The 24,769-nt window shown below is 47.4% G+C and carries 25 protein-coding genes, 1 pseudogene and 1 other annotated feature; of the genes and pseudogenes, 21 read left to right on the plus strand and 5 right to left on the minus strand.

Annotation, left to right across the window (positions count from 1 at the left end; genetic code table 11):
* Positions 1-74: 74 nt before the first annotated feature.
* Both MKY50_RS01535 and MKY50_RS01540 read right to left on the minus strand, forming a co-directional pair.
* On the minus strand, positions 75-1,511 hold the full coding sequence (locus MKY50_RS01535) for an alanine/glycine:cation symporter family protein (RefSeq protein ID WP_032722877.1): 1,437 nt from the start codon (positions 1,509-1,511) through the stop codon (positions 75-77).
* 22 nt (positions 1,512-1,533) lie between these two features.
* Positions 1,534-2,517: a glutaminase gene (locus MKY50_RS01540; RefSeq protein WP_014475676.1), complete on the minus strand. Its 984-nt coding sequence runs from the start codon at positions 2,515-2,517 to the stop codon at positions 1,534-1,536.
* Positions 2,518-2,818: 301 nt separating this feature from the next.
* On the opposite strand from MKY50_RS01540, the gene glnK reads away from it, so the two are divergent.
* The 15 genes and pseudogenes from glnK to MKY50_RS01615 all read left to right on the plus strand — a co-directional run bounded on the left by glnK (position 2,819) and on the right by MKY50_RS01615 (position 19,058).
* Entirely contained in the window at positions 2,819-4,051 is a 1,233-nt protein-coding gene (gene glnK, locus MKY50_RS01545) for a two-component system sensor histidine kinase GlnK (protein ID WP_080265307.1), read from the plus strand.
* A 10-nt stretch (positions 4,052-4,061) separates the two neighbouring features.
* Positions 4,062-5,006: a glutamine utilization two-component system response regulator GlnL gene (gene glnL, locus MKY50_RS01550; RefSeq protein WP_003234824.1), complete on the plus strand. Its 945-nt coding sequence runs from the start codon at positions 4,062-4,064 to the stop codon at positions 5,004-5,006.
* A gap of 226 nt (positions 5,007-5,232) precedes the next feature.
* Complete coding sequence (gene kdgD, locus MKY50_RS01555) at positions 5,233-6,159, plus strand: 5-dehydro-4-deoxyglucarate dehydratase (protein ID WP_326132458.1); 927 nt, start codon at positions 5,233-5,235, stop codon at positions 6,157-6,159.
* A gap of 29 nt (positions 6,160-6,188) precedes the next feature.
* Positions 6,189-7,655: an alpha-ketoglutaric semialdehyde dehydrogenase GucD gene (gucD, locus tag MKY50_RS01560; RefSeq protein ID WP_128992361.1), complete on the plus strand. Its 1,467-nt coding sequence runs from the start codon at positions 6,189-6,191 to the stop codon at positions 7,653-7,655.
* Positions 7,656-7,739: 84 nt separating this feature from the next.
* Complete coding sequence (gudP, locus tag MKY50_RS01565; protein ID WP_341116055.1) at positions 7,740-9,107, plus strand: glucarate transporter GudP; 1,368 nt, start codon at positions 7,740-7,742, stop codon at positions 9,105-9,107.
* Positions 9,108-9,143: 36 nt separating this feature from the next.
* Positions 9,144-10,511 carry a glucarate dehydratase gene (gudD, locus tag MKY50_RS01570; protein WP_341116057.1) on the plus strand — a complete coding sequence of 456 codons (1,368 nt, stop codon included), beginning with the start codon at positions 9,144-9,146 and terminating at the stop codon, positions 10,509-10,511.
* Between the two features lie 69 nt (positions 10,512-10,580).
* Positions 10,581-11,282, plus strand: coding sequence for a FadR/GntR family transcriptional regulator (locus MKY50_RS01575; RefSeq protein ID WP_003246338.1), 702 nt, complete (start codon positions 10,581-10,583; stop codon positions 11,280-11,282).
* 90 nt (positions 11,283-11,372) lie between these two features.
* Positions 11,373-12,905 carry a galactarate dehydratase gene (gene garD / locus MKY50_RS01580; RefSeq protein ID WP_003246362.1) on the plus strand — a complete coding sequence of 511 codons (1,533 nt, stop codon included), beginning with the start codon at positions 11,373-11,375 and terminating at the stop codon, positions 12,903-12,905.
* Positions 12,906-13,181: 276 nt separating this feature from the next.
* Positions 13,182-14,102, plus strand: a complete 921-nt coding sequence (gene mphK / locus MKY50_RS01585) for a macrolide 2'-phosphotransferase MphK (RefSeq protein ID WP_341116060.1) — start codon at positions 13,182-13,184, stop codon at positions 14,100-14,102.
* 56 nt (positions 14,103-14,158) lie between these two features.
* Positions 14,159-14,406, plus strand: a binding site (T-box leader).
* 97 nt (positions 14,407-14,503) lie between these two features.
* A complete protein-coding gene (gene rtpA / locus MKY50_RS01590) occupies positions 14,504-14,665 on the plus strand; it encodes an anti-TRAP regulator (RefSeq protein WP_003234807.1) in 162 nt (53 codons plus the stop codon).
* 20 nt (positions 14,666-14,685) lie between these two features.
* Positions 14,686-15,618, plus strand: a pseudogene (locus tag MKY50_RS01595) (DMT family transporter).
* A 102-nt stretch (positions 15,619-15,720) separates the two neighbouring features.
* Positions 15,721-16,401 (plus strand): two-component system response regulator YcbL, encoded by a 681-nt coding sequence (ycbL, locus tag MKY50_RS01600; protein ID WP_080121048.1) that lies wholly within the window; start codon positions 15,721-15,723, stop codon positions 16,399-16,401.
* A gap of 1 nt (position 16,402) precedes the next feature.
* Entirely contained in the window at positions 16,403-17,338 is a 936-nt protein-coding gene (ycbM, locus tag MKY50_RS01605; protein WP_063335995.1) for a two-component system sensor histidine kinase YcbM, read from the plus strand.
* A gap of 91 nt (positions 17,339-17,429) precedes the next feature.
* On the plus strand, positions 17,430-18,353 hold the full coding sequence (locus tag MKY50_RS01610; RefSeq protein WP_076458364.1) for an ABC transporter ATP-binding protein: 924 nt from the start codon (positions 17,430-17,432) through the stop codon (positions 18,351-18,353).
* 18 nt (positions 18,354-18,371) lie between these two features.
* Positions 18,372-19,058, plus strand: coding sequence for an ABC transporter permease (locus MKY50_RS01615; protein ID WP_010886395.1), 687 nt, complete (start codon positions 18,372-18,374; stop codon positions 19,056-19,058).
* Here the strand turns inward: MKY50_RS01615 and MKY50_RS01620 are convergent.
* A complete protein-coding gene (locus MKY50_RS01620; protein WP_119122840.1) occupies positions 19,019-19,153 on the minus strand; it encodes a hypothetical protein in 135 nt (44 codons plus the stop codon). The two genes, MKY50_RS01615 and MKY50_RS01620, sit on opposite strands and share 40 nt — an antisense overlap.
* Complete coding sequence (locus tag MKY50_RS01625) at positions 19,113-19,499, minus strand: YndM family protein (protein WP_003246313.1); 387 nt, start codon at positions 19,497-19,499, stop codon at positions 19,113-19,115. The genes MKY50_RS01620 and MKY50_RS01625 overlap by 41 nt, the downstream gene beginning before the upstream one ends.
* 312 nt (positions 19,500-19,811) lie before the next feature.
* On the opposite strand from MKY50_RS01625, the gene cwlJ reads away from it, so the two are divergent.
* The 6 genes from cwlJ to tatC all read left to right on the plus strand — a co-directional run bounded on the left by cwlJ (position 19,812) and on the right by tatC (position 24,119).
* Positions 19,812-20,240, plus strand: a complete 429-nt coding sequence (gene cwlJ / locus MKY50_RS01630) for a cell wall hydrolase CwlJ (RefSeq protein WP_003246500.1) — start codon at positions 19,812-19,814, stop codon at positions 20,238-20,240.
* A gap of 105 nt (positions 20,241-20,345) precedes the next feature.
* Positions 20,346-21,077: a vWA domain-containing protein gene (locus tag MKY50_RS01635; RefSeq protein ID WP_003246379.1), complete on the plus strand. Its 732-nt coding sequence runs from the start codon at positions 20,346-20,348 to the stop codon at positions 21,075-21,077.
* An 81-nt stretch (positions 21,078-21,158) separates the two neighbouring features.
* On the plus strand, positions 21,159-21,335 hold the full coding sequence (locus MKY50_RS01640; RefSeq protein ID WP_003246278.1) for a hypothetical protein: 177 nt from the start codon (positions 21,159-21,161) through the stop codon (positions 21,333-21,335).
* 18 nt (positions 21,336-21,353) lie between these two features.
* On the plus strand, positions 21,354-23,105 hold the full coding sequence (gene phoD / locus MKY50_RS01645; RefSeq protein ID WP_014475691.1) for an alkaline phosphatase PhoD: 1,752 nt from the start codon (positions 21,354-21,356) through the stop codon (positions 23,103-23,105).
* 12 nt (positions 23,106-23,117) lie between these two features.
* Positions 23,118-23,330 (plus strand): sec-independent protein translocase protein TatAD, encoded by a 213-nt coding sequence (tatAD, locus tag MKY50_RS01650; protein ID WP_003223835.1) that lies wholly within the window; start codon positions 23,118-23,120, stop codon positions 23,328-23,330.
* Between the two features lie 60 nt (positions 23,331-23,390).
* Positions 23,391-24,119 (plus strand): twin-arginine translocase subunit TatC, encoded by a 729-nt coding sequence (tatC, locus tag MKY50_RS01655; RefSeq protein WP_080528878.1) that lies wholly within the window; start codon positions 23,391-23,393, stop codon positions 24,117-24,119.
* On the opposite strand, the gene pcp is transcribed toward tatC, so the two are convergent.
* Complete coding sequence (gene pcp / locus MKY50_RS01660) at positions 24,116-24,763, minus strand: pyroglutamyl-peptidase I (protein WP_063335999.1); 648 nt, start codon at positions 24,761-24,763, stop codon at positions 24,116-24,118. The genes tatC and pcp overlap by 4 nt on opposite strands.
* Positions 24,764-24,769: the final 6 nt, after the last annotated feature.

The following is a 24,769-nucleotide window of genomic DNA, read 5'->3' on the forward strand; positions in this document are numbered from 1 at the left end:
ATGGAGGCTTACGTGTTTGTCAATAAACGCAAAAAGAGAAAGGTGTTCAGCCCATATGTCTGAACACCCTTTTCTTATGATATTTGTTTGTTGTGCGTGTCAGTCTTTGTGTCTGAAACCGGCCAGCACTCAATGCCATTGTGGTTTTTGAGCACATCTTTATAAAAGACCGGATCCTTGCCTGCTTTTTTCTGGCGTGTATAGTCTTTCAGCGCCGTAAAAACAACCTTTGATAGTAAGAAAATAGCGATTAAATTCACGACGACCATCAAACCCATGAACAAATCAGCAAGATCCCAGACGAGCTGGACTTTGGCAACACAGCCAAACACGATCATTGCCAGCACGCCGATACGGTAGACAAAAATCAGTTTTTTGCTTTTGTTCAAAAAGCCGATATTGGTTTCGCCATAATAATAGTTTCCGATTAAAGCACAGAATCCGAATAACAAAATCAGAATGGCGAGAAAGCCTGATGCCCATGATCCGACATGGGAGCTGAGAGAGGCTTGTGTCAAGGCGATTCCGCTCAGACCCGGAGTATGATAGGCATCCGAAAACAGGATGATAAAGGCGGTGCTTGTACAAATGACCAGTGTATCTGTCAGTACACCAAAAGCTTGGATCAGCCCCTGTTTGACGGGATGGCTTGTTGTGGCGGTGGCAGCGGCATTCGGTGCGCTTCCCATTCCCGCTTCGTTTGAAAAGATTCCCCGTCTGACGCCTTGCATGAGTGCCGCGCCCAAAGCCCCGCCGGCGGCCTGATCAAAACCAAACGCATTTTTCACGATTAGCGCAAGCACACCTGGCAGCTGCGTAATGTTGGTGAAAATGACGAAAAACGCAACTCCGATATACAGGACAGCCAATACGACGACAATGGATTCAGCCAGCTTTGCAATGCGCTTGACTCCGCCAAAAATAATCGTGCCGAATACAGCAATTAAAATGAGTCCCAATGTCAAGCGGTTTGTGCCAAACGCGTTTTCAAAGGCAAGGCTGACTGTATTGGATTGAACCGAGTTGAAGACGATACCGAACGATAAGGTGATTAACACAGCGAACAGCGCGCCCATCCACCTTTTGTTCAGCCCTTTTTCCATGTAATACGCCGGCCCGCCGCGGAAGCCATTTACATCTTTTACTTTATAAATCTGAGCCAGTGTGCTTTCCACAAAGCTAGATGCTGATCCAATAATGGCGATAATCCACATCCAAAAGATTGCACCGGGCCCGCCGAGTGCAATGGCGATGGCAATGCCCGTAATATTTCCCGTTCCGACACGGGCCGCCATGCTGATGCAAAAGGCTTGAAACGGAGAAATGCTGTTTTTTGACCGGGAAGCAGCACCTTCTCTTAATACCCTGACCATTTCTTTCAGCATGCGAACCTGTAAAAACTTAAGCCTGAACGTAAAATAGATTCCCAGAGAAAGGAGCAAAACAATTAATAGCTTTGACCACAAAAGATCATTTGCAATACCGACGATATGTTCTAGGATTTGCTGCATACAATCACCTCTTTTTTCATGTTTAAAAAATGCTGAGCTCCCACTCCTGCGCCATATGCTTCAGCAGCATACCGCCAGTGAGGCTGTTACCGTATTCATCAATGGCAGGCCCGTAAATGCCGATGCCGCATCCGGATTGAAAAGGCTGTTCTCTTCTGGCGCTTGGAGGCACCAGCGCCATGATGCCGCCGGAGACACCGCTTTTGGCCGGCACGCCGACAAACGCCGCATATTTGCCTGAAGCGTTGTACATGCCGCACGTCAGCATTAACGCCTTGGCCAATTTTGCCACATCTTTTGGAATCACCTGCTCGCGTCGAATCGGATGATACCCGTCATGAGCAAGGATCAGGCCGATCAACGCAATATCTTCTGTGGTGCTTTCCATAGCGCATTGCTTCAAGTACACCTCAAGTGTTTCTTCTACTTCAGCTTCTAAAAAGTTTGTTTCTTTTAAATAGTAGGCCAGCGCTCTGTTGCGGTGGGCGGTTTCCCATTCAGAACGGAATACTTCCTCATGAATTCTCGGCCGTTTTCCTATCAAAGTTTCCATCACCGAGTAAAGAAACTCGAGCTTTTCGTATGCCGATTCTCCGGGAAGAATCGAAGCGATGGTGAGGGCGCCCGCGTTGATCATGGGATTGAAGGGCTTTCCCGGCTTGTTGATTTCAAGCCGAATAATTGAATTAAAGGCGTCGCCTGTCGGCTCGACATCCACGCGGTCCAGCACATAGGGAATGCCACGGCTCATGCAGGCGGCAATAAAGCTAATCACTTTTGAAATGCTTTGCAGGGTAAAAGAGACGTTCCAGTCGCCGGCGTGTATCATCGTTCCATCAGGCTCCAATACACAGATGCCGAGCTGTGAATCATTGACTTTTCCTAAAGCGGGGATATAGTTTGCGCTTTGTCCATTGGCGGCAAAAGGGCGATAGTATTCAACCCAATCATGAAGCTGTAACGCCGGATTTATGTCTTTCTGGTGCTCTTTTATCAATTCTTTCATCGAATTCCTCCTCACTGATTTTTTTCTTAAAGGACTGAGGTGTATCAAAACGAAGGCTAAAGGGGCGTTAAACGCTTTCATAATAGCGGAAGGTATAATTACTGTATAATGGAGACTACAGAATCATACAAAATACGACAAAAACATTTTGAAAATAAGCAGTAAGATTTATAAAAACCTCATGTTCTGGGTCAAAAGCAATTTGCAGGTTTTCTCCCGATTCCCCAAAATAAAAAGCGAGGATGTGATCAACATAAAACTGGAACGGTTTATTGAAAAAGACGGATATATATTGGCCCTGATGCTGATTACGGTGCCGCTGGCCGGTGAACTGAAATTTTATCCCCTCAATGAAGAATTCCGGGTCAGCTTTGGGGCACCGGTTTTTTTCTTCTTTTTATCATTGTTGCGGCATGTGCCCGCTGTGCTGCCGGGTTTTCTGACTGGAGCGGCTGTTTTCATCTTTCGCGTCTTTCTGGAATTATGGGGCGGAGGACACAATGGACTGACTCCGATTCTGTATGATCAAGCGTCTGGCTTTTTCTTTTATATGACTTACGCCTGTCTGTTTTCCATATTAAAGGCCAATCGTTTCCGTGAACGGCCGATTATGCTCGGTTTCATTGGGTTTATGATTGAAGTTGTGTCAGATTGTGTCGAGCTGGCTGTGCAATTTCTCATTTTTCATACGGTTGTCACGCCTGAGAAAATCACTGACATTGCGGTGATTGCGATTTCTCACACATTTATTGTGATGAGCTTTTATAGTGTGCTGAAGCTGTATGAAACACAATCGAGAGAAAAACAGACAAGGCAGCAGCACGAGCACATGCTGATGATCGTTTCCAATTTATATGAAGAAACGGTGCACCTAAAAAAGACATTGAAAACGACAGAGAAAGTGACAAACGATTCGTATCAGCTCTATCGGGAAATGAAGGGCAAGGATGTTCAGCTGAGCGGCAGAATTCTGAGACTGGCCGGAGAGATTCATGAAGTGAAAAAGGACAACCAGCGGATATTCGCAGGGCTTTCAAAACTGATTTCGAATGAGAGTTTGAGAGATTATATGGGGGCTTCTGATTTGCTGCAGCTCGTGATTCGAATGAATGAAAAGTACGCTGAAGCACTAGGGAAACAGATTGATTTTTACTGCTCGATCGAGGGAGAGCATGACGAATATCACGTATTTATCGTGCTTTCGATCATTAATAATCTAACAGCAAATGCGGTAGAGGCTATGGATGAAGAGGGAATGGTCAGTCTGAGGCTCCGTAAGCCAAATGAGAGTATGGTAGAATTCCAGGTGGAAGACAATGGCCCCGGGATTTCCGAGAAAATCGGAGACATTGTGTTTGACCCGGGCTTTACTTCAAAATATGACGAATTTGGCACGCCTTCTACGGGTATCGGACTTTCCTACGTAAAGGAAATCGTGACTGAGCTAGAAGGGGATATCACGTTTGATAATCAGCAGCGGGGAGTGGTGTTTGCCATCAGGCTGCCTGTCCGGCATTTGATTCAGAAAGGGTGAACCGAAAGCTATGCGTTTTTTTATTGCAGATGATGACCGTGCAGTGCGGTCAATTTTAAGGCAGATCATTGAGGACGAAGATCTCGGGGAAGCTGCTGGTGAAGCAGACGACGGAAGCCAAGTGGAAGGGCATATGCTGCAATTTAAGCAGATTGATATTTTATTAATCGATCTGTTAATGCCCGGAAGAGACGGCATTGAGACGATTCGTCAGATCCAGAATACGTACTCCGGCAAAATCGTAATGATCTCTCAAGTGGAGGCGAAGGAAATGGTCGGGGAAGCGTACTCGCTCGGCATCGAATATTTTATCCATAAGCCGATTAACCGCATTGAAATTGTCACGGTTCTCCAAAAGGTGAAGGAGCGGATCGAGCTTGAACACTCGATTGGAGCCATTCAGCATTCTCTAAGCCGGCTTGTCAATCGGACTGAACGGAAAGCGCGTCCCCAGCAGAAGAGTGACAGCGGTTTAAAAGAGGCAGGAACATTCCTGTTGTCCGAGCTGGGCATGATGGGAGAAGGCGGCGCACATGATCTCATGGCGGTCCTGCAGTATTTAGCAGAACACGAGCAATCCGAGCCGCACGAAAAACAAAGCCCTTCGCTAAAACAAATATTCACCCAAGTAGCGGTACGGAAGCTGGGCACAGGGGCCTCACAGACGGAAGTCAATCGCGAAATGAAAGCCTCGGAGCAGCGTATCCGCAGAGCGATTATTCATTCGCTGCACCATTTTGCTTCACTGGGCACAACTGATTTTTCGAATCCAAAATTTGAAACCTATGCATCCAAATTCTTTGATTTTCCGGTTGTCAGCCAGAAAATGAAAGAACTCCAATCCAAGGATGCAAAACCCCTTGCACCTGCTAGAATAAATATGAAAAAATTCATCCACGTGTTTTTTTTGGAAGCAAAGCTTTTGCATGAGACGATGAAACAAAGAAGGATATAAACTAAACAGCCGGCTGACCTGGCTGTTTTTTTGCTGCGCAGAATCCCGGCCGGACAGTGATTTACCGCTTTTTTATAAAATATCAGAAAATAAAGATATTGACTTATTGTTTATTTGTCTTACAATTAAACAAAAGGATGTATGGGAAGGAGCGGATGTGAAAGAAAAATTAATAATAGCGCTTACAGATAGAGGCTGTATACACAAATAACAGGAGGTTATGTTGATGAGCCGTATCAGAAAAGCACCCGCTGGAATTTTAGGTTTTCCGGTTGCTCCTTTTAACACACAAGGAAAACTGGAGGAAGAAGCTCTTTTTCAAAACATTGAGTTTTTGCTGAATGAGGGCTTGGAAGCGATATTTATTGCTTGCGGGTCTGGTGAATTCCAATCTCTCAGCCAGAAGGAATATGAGCAAATGGTGGAAGTCGCAGTCTCGGCAGCCGGAGGAAAGGTGCCGGTCTACACGGGGGTGGGCGGCAACCTCAGCACAGCGCTTGATTGGGCGCAGCTGTCGGAGAAAAAAGGCGCCGACGGCTACTTGATCCTGCCTCCGTATTTGGTGCATGGCGAACAGGAGGGGCTGTACCAGTATGCGAAAACGATTATTGAAAGCACTGACTTGAACGCGATTCTTTATCAGCGCGATAACGCAGTTCTCTCTGTTGAACAGATCAAACGTCTGACCGAATGTGAACAGCTTGTCGGTGTCAAAGACGGGGTAGGAAATATGGATTTGAATATCAACCTCGTCTATACGATCGGCGACCGCTTGGGATGGCTCAACGGAATGCCGATGGCTGAAGTGACGATGCCGGCTTATCTGCCGATCGGGTTCCACTCTTACTCTTCAGCGATTTCAAATTATATCCCGCATATTTCGCGAATGTTCTATGATGCATTGAAAAACGGAAATGACGAGCTTGTGAAGGAACTCTATCGGCATGTGATTCTTCCGATCAACGACATTCGCAAACAACGAAAAGGCTACGCCGTATCCTTAATTAAAGCCGGTATGGAAATCATGGGTTTGAATGTAAGGAATACAGCCAGACCGCCTGTCGGCCCGGTTGAAAAAGATCATTATCAGCAATTGGAAGCAATTTTGAAGCAGGCGGCTGACCGTTATCCGAAAAAAGCCGCGACGGTTTGACCAGAAAAAACACGAAAGGGGCAATGGGCATGTCTGTGATCACAGAACAAAACACGTACCTCAACTTTATTAACGGAGAGTGGGTTAAGTCTCAATCAGGCGATATGGTCAAGGTCGAAAACCCTGCCGATGTGAATGATATTGTCGGATATGTACAGAATTCAACAGCTGAAGATGTGGAACGTGCCGTCGCCGCCGCCAATGAAGCCAAAACGGCTTGGAGAAAGCTGACGGGTGCCGAGCGCGGCCAATACTTATACAAAACAGCGGATATCATGGAGCAGCGCTTGGAGGAAATCGCCGCCTGTGCAACGCGTGAAATGGGTAAAACACTGCCGGAAGCGAAGGGAGAAACAGCCCGGGGGATTGCCATTCTGCGCTATTACGCCGGAGAGGGCATGCGAAAAACGGGTGACGTCATTCCGTCTACTGACAAAGACGCGCTCATGTTTACCACCCGTGTTCCGCTCGGTGTGGTCGGCGTGATTTCTCCGTGGAACTTCCCGGTGGCGATCCCGATTTGGAAAATGGCGCCGGCATTGGTATACGGCAATACCGTTGTCATCAAACCGGCGACAGAAACAGCTGTGACATGCGCGAAGATCATTGCCTGCTTTGAGGAAGCGGGGCTCCCGGCAGGGGTCATCAATTTGGTGACAGGCCCGGGTTCTGTTGTCGGGCAGGGGCTTGCTGAGCATGAGGGTGTAAACGCCGTTACGTTTACCGGTTCAAATCAAGTCGGAAAAATCATCGGGCAAGCCGCTTTAGCGAGGGGAGCCAAGTACCAGCTTGAGATGGGCGGCAAAAACCCTGTCATCGTAGTTGATGACGCTGACCTTGAAGCTGCGGCCGAAGCTGTCATAACGGGGGCCTTTCGTTCAACCGGCCAGAAATGTACCGCGACAAGCCGTGTCATTGTACAAAGCGGAATTTATGAGCGCTTTAAAGAAAAACTGCTCCAGCGCACAAAAGATATTACAATCGGAGACAGCTTAAAAGAGGATGTCTGGATGGGACCGATTGCCAGCAAGAATCAGCTTGATAACTGCCTGTCATACATTGAGAAAGGCAAACAGGAGGGGGCTTCCCTTTTAATAGGAGGAGAAAAGCTGGAGAACGGAAAGTATCAAAACGGCTATTATGTTCAGCCTGCCATCTTTGACAATGTGACATCTGAGATGACAATTGCCCAGGAGGAAATTTTCGGTCCGGTGATCGCCTTGATCAAGGTGGACTCGATGGAGGAGGCGCTGAACATCGCCAATGATGTGAAGTTTGGTTTAAGTGCATCCATCTTTACGGAAAACATCGGCCGAATGCTTTCTTTCATTGATGAAATCGATGCCGGACTGGTTCGGATCAATGCAGAAAGCGCAGGTGTTGAGCTGCAGGCTCCCTTTGGCGGCATGAAGCAGTCGAGCTCCCACTCCCGAGAACAGGGTGAGGCAGCGAAGGACTTTTTCACAGCGATCAAAACTGTTTTTGTGAAGCCGTAATGGTGCTGGAAAGAGGCATGCGTCTCTTTCCCAGCTTTATCACAGCCAGCATATGATTCTCTACTTTGAAAAGGAGAAGATACTATGAAAAAAGACTTTGCGAATGTTACACCGGCGGGCAAAAAAACGTCCGTGCGCTGGTTCATCGTGTTTATGCTGTTTCTTGTGACCTCTATTAACTACGCGGATCGAGCGACGCTTTCCATCACCGGAGATTCCGTCCAGCACGATTTGGGATTGGACTCGGTCGCCATGGGATATGTCTTTTCTGCCTTTGGCTGGGCCTATGTCATCGGACAGCTTCCGGGCGGCTGGCTGCTGGACCGTTTTGGTTCAAAGACTATCATTGCGTTAAGCATCTTTTTCTGGTCGTTTTTTACGCTGCTGCAAGGGGCGATTGGCTTTTTCTCCGCCGGCACAGCGATTATCCTGCTGTTTGCACTGCGTTTTCTGGTTGGTTTATCAGAAGCGCCTTCATTTCCCGGAAACGGCAGAGTTGTTGCCTCATGGTTTCCAAGCTCCGAGCGCGGGACAGCTTCAGCCTTTTTTAATTCAGCACAATACTTCGCAATCGTCATTTTTTTTCCTTTAATGGGCTGGCTTACCCACTCTTTCGGCTGGCATTCCGTCTTCGTTGTTATGGGTATTGCGGGCATTCTTCTGGCTGTCATCTGGCTAAAAACGGTGTATGAACCGAAAAAACACCCAAAGGTTAATGAAGCTGAGCTTGCGTACATCGAACAGGGCGGCGGGCTGATTTCCATGGATGACAGTAAAAGCAAACAAGAAACAGAATCGAAATGGCCGTATATCAAACAGCTGTTAACGAACCGCATGCTGATTGGCGTGTACATCGCGCAATACTGTATTACGACTCTCACCTATTTCTTTCTCACATGGTTTCCGGTATATTTGGTTCAGGCCCGCGGCATGTCTATTCTTGAAGCTGGGTTTGTCGCTTCCCTGCCGGCGCTGTGCGGATTTGCCGGCGGCGTCCTTGGGGGCATTGTGTCAGACATCTTACTCAAAAAAGGCCGTTCACTGACCTTTGCAAGAAAAGTGCCAATCATTGCCGGCATGCTGCTGTCTTGCAGTATGATTGTCTGCAACTACACAGATTCAGCATGGCTCGTCGTTGTCATTATGTCGCTCGCGTTTTTCGGAAAAGGCTTCGGCGCATTGGGTTGGGCTGTCGTGTCGGATACGTCTCCGAAAGAATGTGCAGGATTAAGCGGCGGTTTGTTCAATACTTTCGGCAATATTGCCTCGATTACAACACCGATTATTATCGGATACATTGTCAATGCCACAGGATCTTTCAATGGCGCGCTTGTGTTTGTCGGCGCTAACGCGATTGCGGCGATCCTCAGCTATTTGCTGCTGGTCGGGCCGATCAAACGGGTCGTGTTAAAGAAACAAGAACAAGATCCCGATCAATCGTTGCCTGTCTAATATTTATGAAAGCGCTTTATAAAGGGAGGAAAATGCATGAGTTCACCAATACAAGAGCAGGTTCAAAAAGAGAAAAGATCGAATATTCCCTCAATTACTGAAATGAAGGTGATTCCTGTTGCGGGACACGACAGCATGCTGCTGAATCTAAGCGGAGCACACAGCCCGTTTTTTACCCGGAATATCGTAATCTTAACGGACAGCAGCGGAAATCAGGGAGTCGGCGAGGTGCCTGGCGGAGAGCATATTCGCCGCACACTGGAGCTGTCAGAGCCGCTTGTTGTCGGAAAATCTATCGGTGCGTACCAAGCGATATTGCAAACGGTCAGAAAGCAGTTTGGCGATCAGGACAGGGGAGGGCGAGGAAATCAGACGTTTGATTTGCGCACCACTGTGCACGCCGTCACCGCACTGGAAGCGGCTTTGTTGGATTTGCTTGGAAAGTTTCTTCAGGAACCGGTCGCGGCTTTGCTGGGCGAAGGGAAGCAGCGTGATGAAGTAAAAATGCTCGGTTACCTCTTTTACATCGGCGACCGAAATCGGACGACCTTGCCGTATCAAAGCGATGAGCAGTCAGATTGTGCGTGGTTCCGTCTGCGCCATGAGGAAGCGCTGACGCCGGAGGCCATTGTGCGTCTTGCCGAATCCGCACAGGAGCGCTATGGCTTTCAGGATTTCAAATTGAAAGGCGGGGTGCTGCGGGGAGAAGAGGAAATCGAAGCTGTTACCGCATTATCGAAACGTTTTCCAGAGGCAAGGATCACTCTTGATCCGAACGGGGCATGGTCATTAGAGGAAGCTATTGCATTATGCAAAGGAAAGCAAGATGTGCTCGCGTATGCGGAAGATCCATGCGGGGATGAGAATGGCTACTCCGCTCGTGAAGTAATGGCTGAATTCCGCCGCGCGACAGGGCTTCCGACTGCGACAAATATGATTGCGACTGACTGGCGGGAAATGGGTCACGCGATTCAGCTCCACGCGGTCGATATACCGCTGGCTGATCCGCATTTTTGGACGATGCAAGGGTCGGTGCGGGTTGCGCAAATGTGCCATGATTGGGGTTTGACATGGGGCTCGCACTCCAACAACCACTTTGATATTTCCCTTGCGATGTTTACCCATGTGGCAGCAGCGGCTCCGGGGCGGATCACGGCGATTGATACCCATTGGATCTGGCAGGACGGGCAGCGATTAACGAAACAGCCTTTTGAGATTTCTTCTGGCTGTGTCAAGGTGCCGGATAAGCCTGGACTAGGCGTCGATATTGATATGGAACAAGTGGAAAAAGCGCATGAGATCTATCGGAAAATGAATTTAGGCGCACGGAATGACGCGATCCCAATGCAGTTTCTGATCAGCAACTGGGAATTTGACCGGAAGCTCCCGTGTCTTGTGCGATAAGTTTGATTGTAAATATTGTCATATCCGCTATTTTGTCTTACAATTGAACAACTGAAGGGAGAGTTGTTCGTGTACGAAGGTTTAGAGGATTTGAAAGTCGATACAGTCAATCGGAAAACATTAGCCAAGCAGGTCATCGAACGGATTGTCCATTTATTATCGAGCGGACAGTTGAGGGCCGGAGACAAATTGCCGACAGAAATGGAACTGATGGACATTTTGCATGTCAGCAGACCGGTGCTTCGGGAGGCACTCAGTTCACTTGAAACGCTGGGCGTCATTACGAGAAAAACACGAGGGGGCACATATTTCAACGATAAAATCGGCATGCAGCCGTTTTCCGTCATGCTTGCTTTGGCCACTGATAATCTTCCGGCTATCATTGAAGCGCGGATGGCGCTAGAACTCGGACTCGTGACAATTGCAGCGGAAAAAATCAATGAGGAAGAGCTTCAGCGTTTGCAGAAGACGATCGACGATATTGCCAACAGCACTGACAATCATTATGGTGAAGCGGATAAAGAGTTCCATCGAATTATTGCGTTAAGCGCCAATAACCCCGTCGTTGAAGGGATGATTCAGTCCCTGCTGATCACCCATGCGAAAATTGACAGCCAAATTCCGTACAGGGAGAGAGATGTAACGGTCGAATATCACAAAAAAATCTACGACGCCCTTGCCAAAAGAGATCCGTACAAAGCACATTACCACATGTATGAGCATCTGAAATTTGTCCGTGACAAAATTCTAAAAGGAATGGATGAAAAATAATGGTGAGCAACCGCAGTTGAAACGTAAGAGCTGCGGTTTTTTTAAACCAATTTAGAAAACGCTTACTAAAATATGAGGAGTGATTTTCATATGGCGATGAACCTCAGGAAGAACCAAGCCCCCCTTTACATCAAAGTGCATGAAATAGATAACACCGCGATTATTGTAAATGATGGAGGACTGCCAAAGGGCACTGTTTTCTCATGCGGGCTCGTACTTGAAGAGGATGTTCCTCAAGGCCATAAGGTGGCCCTCACCGATCTCAATCAAGGGGATGAGATCGTGCGTTACGGAGAGGTGATCGGATTTGCTGATGAGACGATCAAACGCGGGAGCTGGATACGGGAAGCCCTCGTGAGAATGCCCGCTCCTCCGGCGTTAGACGATCTTCCTCTCGCAAACAGGGTGCCGCAGCCGCGGCCGCCTCTTGAAGGCTACACTTTTGAAGGATACCGTAATGCGGATGGCAGTGCGGGGACAAAAAATATCCTCGGCATCACGACAAGTGTTCAATGTGTTGTTGGCGTTTTGGATTATGCAGTCAAACGAATAAAAGAAGAGCTGCTGCCGAAATACCCAAATGTCGATGACGTTGTGCCGCTGCATCATCAATACGGATGCGGCGTGGCGATCAATGCGCCCGACGCTGTCATTCCGATCCGCACGATTCAAAATCTTGCGAAGCATCCGAACTTCGGCGGAGAAGTAATGGTCATCGGATTGGGATGTGAAAAGCTCCTCCCGGAAAGAATTGCCTCCGAAAATGATGATGACATTCTATCGCTCCAGGATCACCGAGGTTTTGCGGCGATGATCCAATCCATTTTGGAAATGGCGGAGGAACGGTTAATCAGGCTGAACAGCAGAACCCGGGTGTCATGCCCTGTTTCGGATCTGGTAATCGGCCTGCAATGCGGCGGCAGTGATGCGTTTTCCGGCGTGACGGCGAACCCTGCCGTGGGGTATGCGGCTGATTTATTGGTTCGCGCAGGTGCAACGGTTTTGTTTTCTGAAGTGACAGAGGTGCGGGATGCCATTCATTTATTAACGCCGCGGGCTGTCAGTGAAGAGGTCGGACAATCGCTGATCAAAGAGATGAAGTGGTATGACAGCTATCTTCGGCGGGGAGACGCAGACCGTAGCGCAAACCCGTCACCAGGCAATAAAAAAGGCGGATTATCCAATGTGGTGGAAAAAGCGTTAGGTTCGGTAGCGAAATCAGGCACAAGCCCCATCTCCGGCGTGCTCGGCCCTGGTGAAAGAGCAAAGCAAAAAGGCCTGCTGTTCGCGGCGACACCGGCAAGCGATTTTGTGTGCGGCACCCTGCAGCTGGCTGCGGGCATGAATTTGCAGGTGTTTACGACAGGGAGAGGAACACCATATGGCCTGGCTGCTGCGCCGGTTCTGAAAGTATCGACGCGGCATTCCTTATCAGAGCATTGGGCTGATTTAATCGATATCAATGCCGGCCGAATCGCGACAGGAGAGGCCAGTATCGAAGACGTAGGCTGGGAAATCTTCAGGACGATTTTGGATGTGGCAAGCGGCCGCAAACAAACGTGGGCAGACCGTTGGGGTCTTCATAATGATTTGTGCTTGTTTAATCCTGCTCCAGTGACTTGATTCATGTTTTTATAGCGGAAAGATGGAATATGCTGTAAAATGAAAATCAGCGTATAGGAAACGGAGGGGTTACAGCATGGCATTCATTAGATTCCGAGTGACACGAATTCAATAGTGAACAACTCTCGCCTGAATGCGAGAGAATCGGGATGAATCCGCCTATGTATGAGCCCTTATATGGTTATCAAAAAAGAGGGTGGCGTGCCTGCCCTTTTTTGTGCCTTCAAGCATCCCTTCTCTCTACTGCAGGCCGGAGCATGAGAAAGGGGAAATGGGATGACAAACCTTAACGAAAAACAGCTTATCACTGAGATTGTCGGGCTTGCACGCAGCCAAGGTTTGACGGTTCATTCTGAGAACGCGCAATTGAATGAAACCGGAATGGACTTTCAAGTTGTATTTGCCAAGGACGACACAGGTATGCCATGGGTGCTGCGAAAACCGCGGCGAAGTGATGTTGTGGAAAGAGCATCTGCAGAAGGCATAACGCTTGCCTTTCTCCGCGCGAATCTGACTGCTGATGTGCCGGATTGGAGAATTCATACACCGGAATTGATCGCTTACCCCATGTTAAAAGGAACGCCGGCTGCTGGAATTGACTTGGAACAAAAGCAATATGTATGGAATATGGATCATCAGCCGCCGTCAGACGACTTTGTCCGCACACTTGCCGACATACTGGCTGAATTACATGGTACGGATCAAATATCTGCTGGGCAATCCGGAATAGAAGTGATAAGGCCAGAAGATTTCAGGCAAATGACAGCAGACTCTATGGTTGATGTGAAGAATAAGTTTGGTGTATCTACGACGCTTTGGGAAAGATGGCAAAAGTGGATAGATGATGATGCATACTGGCCTTGTTTTTCTGCACTGATACACGGCGATCTCCACCCGCCGCATATTCTTATCGACCAAAATGAACGTGTCACAGGACTTCTGGATTGGACAGAAGCGAAGGTTGCCGATCCAGCCAAGGATTTTGTTCTTTATCAAACCATTTTCGGGGAAAAAGAAACTGCCCGTTTACTTGAATACTATAATCAAGCAGGCGGCCGGATATGGGCAAAAATGCAGGAACACATTTCAGAGATGCAGGCGGCGTATCCGGTGGAAATCGCCAAGCTAGCTCTTCAAACACAGCAGGAGGACCACATCAATATGGCGCTGGAAGCACTTGGTGTAACATCGGATTAAGAATTGACTTCGTTTCATGAACCGAGTATTATAAACTCTACAAATAATAGAACGGATTAACAATCGTGAGGAAGAGCAAGTACGCATCAGAATGGAGGTTCAGAGAGTCGGTGGCAGGTGTGAACCGATCCTCCCCTGATGCCGAATGGGCTTCTGAATTGCTTTGCTGAACGGATAGTAGGCGATGCCGGGTTTCTCTCCCCGTTACCAAGAGAGGAGTATCGAAACATAGGTTTTCTGTACTTAGAGTGAACGGCTGTATAGCTGTTAATAAAGGTGGTACCGCGAGACCCTCGTCCTTTGCATAGGACGGGGGTTTTTTGCGTTTCTTAAAGGAGGTGACGGCCAATGGACGATGGCTGGTGGTGGCATAGCAGATGAGTTAGAAAGGAGGATATCAAATGGTCATTGCAACTGATGATCTTGAGGTCGCATGTCCTAAATGTGAAAGAGCGGGAGAAATCGAAGGAACACCTTGCCCGGCCTGCAGCGGAAAAGGTGTTATTCTGACTGCTCAAGGATATACGCTTCTGGATTTTATCCAAAAGCATTTGAATAAGTAAAGGAGAAAAGCTGAGCTGAGATGAGATCAGAAGAGCAGAGTAAGATTCGTGAGGCCGCAGCAGGTACGATTTTTTTGCTGATCGGAACAGTTTGTTTTGCGTCTAAATCGATTTGGATAAAATGGGCATACCAAATGGGTGCTGAGCCAGATGCCGTGCTGCTATACAGGCAGCTGCTGGCTGTTCCGCTGTTTTGGCTGATTTTTTTAATATACCGTCCTCCAATGCCAGACGGTAAGAAAAAAGGAGACCTATGGAAGGCTTGTGGCGCGGGAGTGTTTTGTTTTTTTCTGTCTCCCTTGCTTGATTTTATCGGGCTGAACCATGTATCCGCAATGGTTGAACGTATATTGCTGATGAGCTATCCGTTGTTTGTGTTTGGATTCACCGCGTGTCGTGACCGGAAAATGTCCTCAATTCAGGACCTTTTCGCAGTTCTGGCGGTCATGTTTGGGCTTTTCTTGGCGCTGGGCGGCTGGAATGCTGAGCTTTTCCAGGCGAATATGATTGGAGCTGTATTCATTTTGTTATCTTCGGCCGTCTATGCTGGTTATCTTGTCCTTTCCGGGCATCTCGTCCATCAAATCGGAGGGATCCGTCTCAATGCATACGGGATGACAGCTGCTGGAGCTGCCATGATGCTTTACACAGGGATAAAATCGGCGGCTGGCATGAATACGCCAATGGCAGCATAACCGCTTTCTATGTATGGTTTGTTCGCGGTAATTGCAGTCGTTACCACAGTGATTCCATTTGTGCTAATGCTTGAGGGCATAAAACGAATCGGGGCACAGCGAGCCGCCGCCATTTCAATGGCAGGGCCTATCCTGACGATTTTCTATGGAGCTTTATTTCTCGGTGAACGGCTCGGGCTCATTCAAGTCATTGGATGCGGTGCCGTATTTTTTGTCATTACGGTGATGGAATACAGGAAGCTGAAAATAGGAAAATAAGAATAATTTATATAAAACACACACGTTTTTCAATTACAATAAGTGTAATTACGTGTGTGTTTTTTGATTTTGTAAAGGTTAGGTGAGGAGATGCAGCGCATATTGCTTGTAGAAGACGACCACTCAATCAGTGAAATGGTGGATCATTATTTAACAAAAGAAGGCTTTGGAATTGTGCATGCTTTCGACGGAGAAGAGGGCATCCGGCTGTTTCAGCAGGGTTCATACGATTTGGTCCTCCTTGATATCATGCTCCCGAAGCTGAACGGCATGGATTTTCTGAAAATCATCCGGGAAAAAAGCAACGTTCCGGTCTTAATGATTTCGGCAAAAGACGGAGATGTGGACAAGGCATTGGGACTGGGCTTTGGGGCGGATGATTATATCGCCAAACCGTTTTCGATGATTGAGCTGACAGCCAGAGTAAAAGCCGCGATACGGCGGGCGACGCAATATTCGGCAGAGGAGCCGGCTGTGAATAAGGTGATCCGGATTCACCAGCTGGCGATAGATGTAGACAATGTTTCCGTTTTGAAAAATGGACAACCGCTCCAGCTGACGTCAACAGAATGGCAGCTGCTGTGCTTATTTGCATCAAATCCTAAAAAAGTGTTTACGAAAGAACAAATCTACCGTTCCGTTTGGAATGAAGAGTACTTTGATGATCAGAACATCATTAACGTACATATGCGGCGGCTCAGAGAAAAGATTGAGGATGACCCCTCCTCCCCTCAATATATTAAAACGCTATGGGGCATCGGTTATAAATTAGGAGAGTTTTAGAATGACAGTGCTATGGGTGGCCGCTGTCATCGCTCTGGCGTGTCTGAATGTGATTCAATTCATAATGAAAAAGAAGCGGGACGGGAATCTGGCTTACACGGCTGACCAGCTTAGCTACATGCTCAGCCGGGATTCGGCAGGACAAATTTTGCTTCCTACAGACGATCATGCGCTCAAAGACTTGCTTGTTAACATCAATCTTATCGTTGAGAATCGTCAGCAGATCAGCGCCCAATTTGCCAAAACAGAGCAATCCATGAAGCGGATGCTGACCAATATGTCTCACGACCTGAAAACGCCGTTAACGGTCATTCTCGGTTATATCGAAGCCATTCAAAGTGACCCGAACATGCCGGACGAAGAGCGGGAAAGATTGCTGGGGAAGCTCCGCCAGAAAACAAATGAACTCATTCAGATGATCAACTCCTTTTTTGATTTAGCGAAATTAGAATCTGAAGATAAAGAGATCCCGATTACCAAAGTACATATGAACGACATATGCAAACGAAATATCCTGCACTATTATGACACTGTTCAGTCAAAAGGCTTTCAAGCAGCCATCGATATCCCGGATACGCCGGTGTATGCGCAGGCGAATGAAGAGGCTCTGGACAGAATCCTGCAAAACCTATTGTCCAATGCGATTCAATATGGCGCGGCCGGCAAGTTAATCGGGCTGACGCTGTCTTATGATGAGAGGAACATCGCCATCACCGTATGGGATCGCGGAAAAGGGATTAGTGAAACCGATCAGCAGCGGGTGTTTGAGAGGCTGTACACACTTGAAGAATCCAGAAATAAAGCATTTCAAGGAAGCGGACTGGGTTTAACCATCACAAAACGGCTTACAGAAAAAATGGGAGGCACCATATCCGTCCAAAGCAAGCCGTACGAACGGACTGCATTTACGATCACCTTGAAACGCATGACATATTAATCGTAAGAATTTCTTAAGGTTTGAGAAATAAAAATGACAGGGCTCGCCGCTACAATAGAAAACAGGAAAAGAGAGGGAAGGAGAAACAAAGTTGACTTATATCGTACAAACAAACGGGCTGACCAAAACATATCAGGGCATAGAGGTCGTATCCAATGTCAGCATGCATATTAAAAAAGGTGAAATCTACGGCTTTCTCGGCCCGAACGGCGCGGGGAAAACAACCATCATGAAAATGCTGACGAGCCTTGTCAAACCGACAAGCGGTGAAATCATCATCCTTGGGAACAAGTTCACCCACACGTCATATGAGGTGCTGGGGAACATCGGCAGCATGATTGAATATCCGATTTTTTATGAAAACCTGACAGCTGAAGAAAATTTAGATCTGCATTGTGAATATATGGGATACCACAATAAAAAAGCCATACAAGAAGTGCTGGATATGGTGAATTTAAAACAAATCGATAAAAAACCCGTCAAAACCTTTTCCCTCGGGATGAAGCAGCGCCTTGGAATTGCGCGTGCCATCCTCACGAAGCCGGACCTGCTCATTTTGGATGAGCCGGTGAATGGTCTTGACCCTCTCGGCATTAAAAAGATCAGGCAATTGTTTCAAGTGCTGAGCAAAGAGTACGGGATGACACTGCTGATCTCAAGCCACCTGTTGGGTGAAATCGAACAAATCGCGGACACAATCGGCGTCATTCGGGACGGCAGGTTGCTTGAAGAGGTATCAATGGAGGATGTCAGGGGCCAGAACACTGAATACATCGAGCTTGTCACGCCGAATCAGACAAGGGCCTGCTTTGTGCTGGAGAAAGAGCTGCAATTAACCAACTTTAAAATTTTAAATGAGAAAACAATCCGAATTTACGAGGCTGAAGCCTCTCAGGCTGCCATATCCAAAGCATTGATTTTAAATGATGTAGACATTGAATCAATGAACAAAAAGTATACGTCGCTGGAGGATTATTTTATCAAATTGATCAACGGCAATAGCATCAGTGCGTAAAGGAGGAGAGACACGTTGATGAATTTGATCAGAATCGAATTAAGAAAAATGAAAATGGGCTGGTATATCAGAGGTGCCCTCATTGCCAACGTGATCATTATGGGTTTTATGTGGCTGATCAGTTATTCCGAAAAAGCCGATGGCGGGGTTTCGTTCCAAAGTACGGATGAAGCATTCCTCATCATCGGCACCTTCGTCAGAGCGGTATTTATCGTATTTGGCGCTGTGCTGATCGTAAAATTGGTGATTTCGGAATATAAAAACAAAACCATTCTTGTGATGTTCACGTACCCGATCAGCCGTAAAAAGCTGCTCACCGCTAAGCTCATGATCGCGGGCGGACTGACGTTTATCACGATTTTACTTTCAAATATACTCATAGCCGCCGGTTTCTTTTGGCTGAACTCGATCTGCCATTTCATACCGGGAGAGCTTACTTCCGAGATCATTTCTCAACAGGCGGTCAAAATGGCGGTTTTCGCTTTTGGCGCCGCTGGAACCAGTTTAGTTCCCATCTTTTTTGGGATGCGTAGACACTCGGTTCCGGCGACCATCATTTCATCTGTAGTAATTGTGATGCTCATCAGCTCAACAAGTCCGGGCTTCTCGATTTCATCTGTTGTGTATATCCCGTTATCGTTAGCGGCATTCGGTTTGTTCTTTTCCTACATGGCGATCAGGAATGCGGACAAGCAGGATGCGTAAACAAAGGCGCCCAATATGTATAAAAGGCCGATGCTGTCAGCACCGGCCTTTCCATTATGAGTCTGTTCTTGTTTCAAGATAATGCTTCTTGCCAATCTCTTTGCTCATCATATAGAAATGGAAGCAATATTCACCGATTGCCATGACGATCGCGCCGAATAAAGCCGCCAATGCAACTTCACCGCCAGTCATCCCCATAGAAAGCGGCATGCCCATCAGCCAGATCACGAGAAAGGCCAACCCAAAATCAGCCAAAGTTGCAATCATATTATTCCATTTCGGCAATACATAAAGATCGCCCAGCAAATAAGAAATAACCCCTAACACAATCGTCATTAGCAGCGTATCACCAAACGTGAAACCAAAGCCCAGACCAAGCACCAGATACAACACAATAATCGTCATAATACCTTTAATAGCGAGCGCTTTCACATGTGTCATTACAATTCCTCCTTTTGTCATTTGATTTGTTATGTATAATTCCTCAAATGTAAAAAGTTAAACCTTATTTCTTTTCGGAGACGGGTGCAAATCTGCTGGGGAGGGGTCAATGATGTGAATCAGGAATTGAGGCTGCGGCGCTTCGACAGCGGAAACGTGAAGCTTGTACTGCACCGGACGCTGCTTTGACGCCCAACAGCCCATTATGTTTGCTGTTTTTAGATGAATAAATTTAAAAACTTCTCCTGTCCCTCCGTCATCACTTCTGAAGTAATGAAATATGATGAAAAGAGATCAAGGGGAGGTGACGTGATGGCGGTCGTGAGAGCAACGAGTGCGGATGTCGATTTGATGGCAAGGCTGCTCAGAGCGGAAGCGGAAGGCGAAGGCAAGCAGGGGATGCTGCTTGTCGGCAACGTTGGAATTAATCGGCTGCGGGCGAATTGCTCAGATTTTAAAGGCCTCCGCACCATCAGGCAGATGATTTATCAGCCACACGCGTTTGAGGCTGTGACTCATGGATATTTTTATCAAAGGGCGCGAGATAGCGAGCGTGCCCTTGCACGCCGGTCGATTAATGGTGAAAGGCGCTGGCCTGCAAAATTTAGTTTATGGTACTTCAGGCCGCAGGGGGACTGTCCAGCCCAGTGGTATAACCAGCCGTTTGTGGCCAGATTTAAGTCACACTGCTTTTATCAGCCGACGGCGGAGACGTGTGAAAATGTATATAACACATTTTAGAGACAGGACACCGTTCAAATTGAACGGTGTTTTTCTTTGAAAAGATGCAATGCAAAATATTCCTGTGAGATAATCAAAGAAAAAAGAGCTGACGGAGATGACAGAATGGCAACAATTGACCTGCAAAAGAAAAGTGTAAAGATCGTACTGGAGAAAAAGCAGTTAACGAAGGTGACGGCTCGTGTTGGACTGGTTCTTGATATTACGGGATCGATGAGACCGCTCTACAAAAACGGGACGGTTCAAAATGTGGTGGAGCGGATTTTGGCAGTGGCTGATCAGTTTGATGATAACGGTTTGCTGGATGTATGGGTGTATGATAATGAATTTTCCCGATTAAAGCCAGTTTCAGAAAAGGATTTTTCGGGCTATGTCGATCGTGAAATTTTAAATAATGACCGCTTGCATAAATTCGGCAGAAATGATGAGCCGCCAGTCATGAAGGACGTGCTGCGCAAATATGTTACGGAGGAACCGAGCTCGTATCCTGCTTTCATTGTTTTTATCAATGACGGGGGCTGTAAAAAGTCAATCAAACCGATAATTGAAGCTTCTTCTGATAAACCGGTGTTCTGGCAGTTTGTCGGCATCGGAAACGGAAACTTTGATTTTCTCAATAAACTGGATACGTTAGAAGGGCGTGTCATTGATAACACGAACTTCCTGCATATCGAAGAGATTGACCGCATTTCTGATGATGAGCTTTATGATGCTCTGCTTGCTGAATTTCCATTTTGGCTGAAAGAAGCGAAGGAAAAAGGGATTGTAAGAGAACAAGAGCCTCCTGCTGAAAAGCCGAAAAAGAAGGGCTTTTTCAGCAGATTGTTTTCGAAATAACTGATAAAGAGCACTGAGTCATTCTGCGAAATGGCTCGGTGTTTTTGTTTTTTTAAGATCATGTGAAGAAAAATAGGCCGAATGGGCGGCTTGCAAACGACAGGATATGCAGAAAACGCGTCATTCAGCCAGCTTTCGGCATGTTTCAGCAGCAGGCTTGTGAGGGAAGACCTGTTTTTAATGTTCAGCGCTTACAATCAGTTCACACTTCTTCACAGTCGTTTAACAATGATTTCCTATAATGGAGACGATCAATGAGGAGAGAGGGGATCTTGAATGGCATACGACAGTCGTTTTGATGAATGGGTACAGAAACTGAAAGAGGAAAGCTTTCAAAACAATACGTTTGACCGCCGCAAATTTATTCAAGGAGCGGGGAAGATTGCAGGACTTTCTCTTGGATTAACGATTGCCCAGTCGGTTGGGGCCTTTGAAGTAAATGCTGCGCCTAAATTCTCAAGCTATCCGTTTACATTAGGGGTAGCGTCAGGTGATCCGCTTTCTGACAGTGTCGTGCTTTGGACACGTCTGGCACCAGATCCGCTGAATGGCGGGGGAATGCCGAAGCAAGCAGTGCCTGTCAAATGGGAGGTCGCAAAGGATGAGCATTTCCGCAAAATCGTAAGAAAAGGCACTGAAATGGCTAAACCAAGTCTTGCCCATTCCGTTCATGTGGAAGCGGACGGGCTTGAGCCAAACAAAGTGTACTATTACCGTTTCAAAACCGGCCATGAACTAAGCCCTGTCGGAAAAACAAAAACACTGCCTGCCCCTGGCGCCAATGTGCCGCAAATGACCTTTGCATTTGCTTCCTGCCAGCAATATGAGCACGGATATTATACGGCCTACAAGCATATGGCAAAGGAAAAGCTTGATCTTGTCTTCCATCTCGGTGATTACATATATGAATACGGCCCAAATGAATATGTATCAAAAACAGGCAATGTCCGCACGCACAACAGCGCGGAAATCATTACGCTGCAAGACTATCGGAACCGTCACGCTCAATACCGTTCTGACGCCAATCTTAAAGCTGCACATGCGGCATTCCCTTGGGTTGTAACTTGGGATGACCATGAAGTTGAAAACAACTATGCCAATAAAATACCTGAAAAAGGACAGTCGGTTGAAGCATTCGTGCTCCGCCGCGCGGCAGCATACCAGGCATACTATGAACATATGCCGCTCCGCATTTCCTCTTTGCCGAATGGCCCAGATATGCAGCTGTACCGGCACTTTACGTACGGAAACCTGGCGTCCTTCAATGTGCTTGATACCCGCCAGTACAGGGACGACCAAGCCAATAACGACGGCAATAAGCCGCCTTCTGATGAATCGCGCAATCCGAATCGGACCCTGCTTGGAAAAGAACAGGAGCAGTGGCTCTTCAACAATTTGGGCAGCTCGACTGCCCACTGGAATGTGCTGGCGCAGCAGATTTTCTTTGCCAAGTGGAATTTCGGGACAAGCGCAAGCCCGATCTACAGCATGGATTCGTGGGACGGCTATCCGGCTCAGCGCGAACGGGTTATCAATTTCATTAAAAGCAAAAATCTGAATAATGTTGTCGTACTGACAGGTGATGTACATGCAAGCTGGGCATCGAATTTGCATGTCGATTTCGAGAAGACAAGTTCAAAAATATTCGGAGCCGAATTTGTCGGAACCTCGATCACTTCCGGAGGGAACGGAGCGGATAAGCGAGCGGATACGGACCAAATTTTAAAAGAAAATCCGCACATCAAGTTCTTTAACGACTATCGCGGATATGTCCGCTGTACAGTGACGCCTCACCAGTGGAAAGCCGATTATCGGGTGATGCCGTTTGTGACCGAGCCGGGCGCAGCCATTTCCACGCGGGCTTCATTCGTTTACCAGAAAGACCAAACTGGGTTGAGAAAGGTATCATCCACAACAATCCAAGGCGGGGTGAAGCAATCCGATGAAGTCGAGGAGGATCGTTTCTTTGCGCACAACAAAGCCCACGAAAAACAAATGATTAAGAAGCGGGCAAAAATCACGAATTAAGGAGTGGAAATTATGTTTTCAAACATTGGAATACCGGGCTTGATTCTGATCTTCGTCATCGCCCTCATTATTTTTGGCCCTTCCAAGCTGCCAGAAATCGGGCGTGCCGCCGGACGGACACTGCTGGAATTTAAAAGCGCCACAAAATCACTTGTGTCTGGTGATGAAAAAGAAGAGAAATCAGCTGAGCTGACAGCGGTAAAGCAGGACAAAAACGCGGGCTGAATGCTGATGAGGCAGACACCGGGTCTGCCTCTTTTTTTATGAAAGGGAGGGCTTTTTTGAATGGATAAAAAAGAAACCCATCTGATCGGGCATTTAGAAGAGCTTCGCCGCCGGATTATCTTCACCCTCGCGGCATTTTTTCTATTTCTCATCACGGCTTTTTTGTTCGTACAGGACATTTATGACTGGCTAATCAGGGATTTGGATGGAAAGCTGGCTGTGCTTGGGCCGAGTGAAATCCTCTGGGTGTATATGATGCTTTCCGGCATTTGTGCCATTGCGGCTTCTATCCCTGTTGCCGCGTACCAGCTGTGGCGTTTCGTTGCACCGGCGCTGACGAAAATGGAGCGCAAGGTGACGCTCATGTACATACCAGGTTTATTTGCGTTGTTTTTGGCGGGCATCTCCTTCGGATACTTTGTCTTGTTTCCGATCGTGCTCAGCTTTTTGACTCATTTATCCTCCGGCCACTTTGAAACGATGTTTACGGCTGACCGCTACTTTAGGTTTATGGTGAATTTGAGCCTGCCGTTCGGCTTCTTGTTTGAGATGCCCTTGGTGGTGATGTTTTTAACAAGGCTGGGCATCTTAAATCCTTATAGACTGGCCAAAGCGAGAAAGCTGTCCTATTTTCTGCTAATTGTCGTGTCCATATTGATTACACCGCCTGATTTTATTTCTGATTTTCTCGTGATGATCCCGCTTCTTGTCCTGTTTGAAGTGAGTGTCACCCTATCGGCGTTTGTCTACAAAAAGAGGCTGAGGGAAGAAACAGCGGCGGCCGCTTAGTGCAGCGTACCGCCCGGTGACTTCACATCCTCATCATATTGTGCGGCCGTAACAGCGGCGATTCTCAATGCCCGGACAATCGTGTCCAGGCTGAGGCTCGGTGCTGTTTTGTCGATTGTTTGCTCCGGAATGTAAGGAATATGAATAAAACCGCCGCGAATGTGCGGGGATGTCCGGCTAATGTGATCCATTAACCCGTAGAACAAATAGTTGCATACAAAGGTCCCCGCTGTGTATGAAACCGCAGCTGGAATGCCGTGTTCCTTCATCTTAGCAGTCATTCGTTTCACGGGAAGCCCTGTCCAGTAAGCGGCGGGCCCATCTGGAGAAATCTCTTCATCAATCGGCTGATGCCCTTCGTTATCGGGGATTCGCGCATCTGCAAGGTTGATCGCCACCCGTTCCGGTGTAATCTGCATCCGTCCTCCTGCTTGGCCGACACAAATCACGATATCTGGTTGATGTTTTTGAATGGCTTGGCGCAGAGTGTCCAGAGCGGATCTAAAGACAGTAGGAATTTGTTCCGCTGTAATAATGGCTTCTTCCGTCTCGAAGCCATTAAGCCGTTTCGCCGCTTCCCATGATGGATTGACGGTTTCTTTGTCAAAAGGGTCAAAGCCAGTGATCAGCACTTTTTTTCTCATCTTCTC

Origin of the sequence: Bacillus sp. FSL R7-0685, from assembly GCF_038002425.1 — a bacterium.
GTDB classification, from domain to species: Bacteria; Bacillota; Bacilli; order Bacillales; family Bacillaceae; genus Bacillus; species Bacillus subtilis.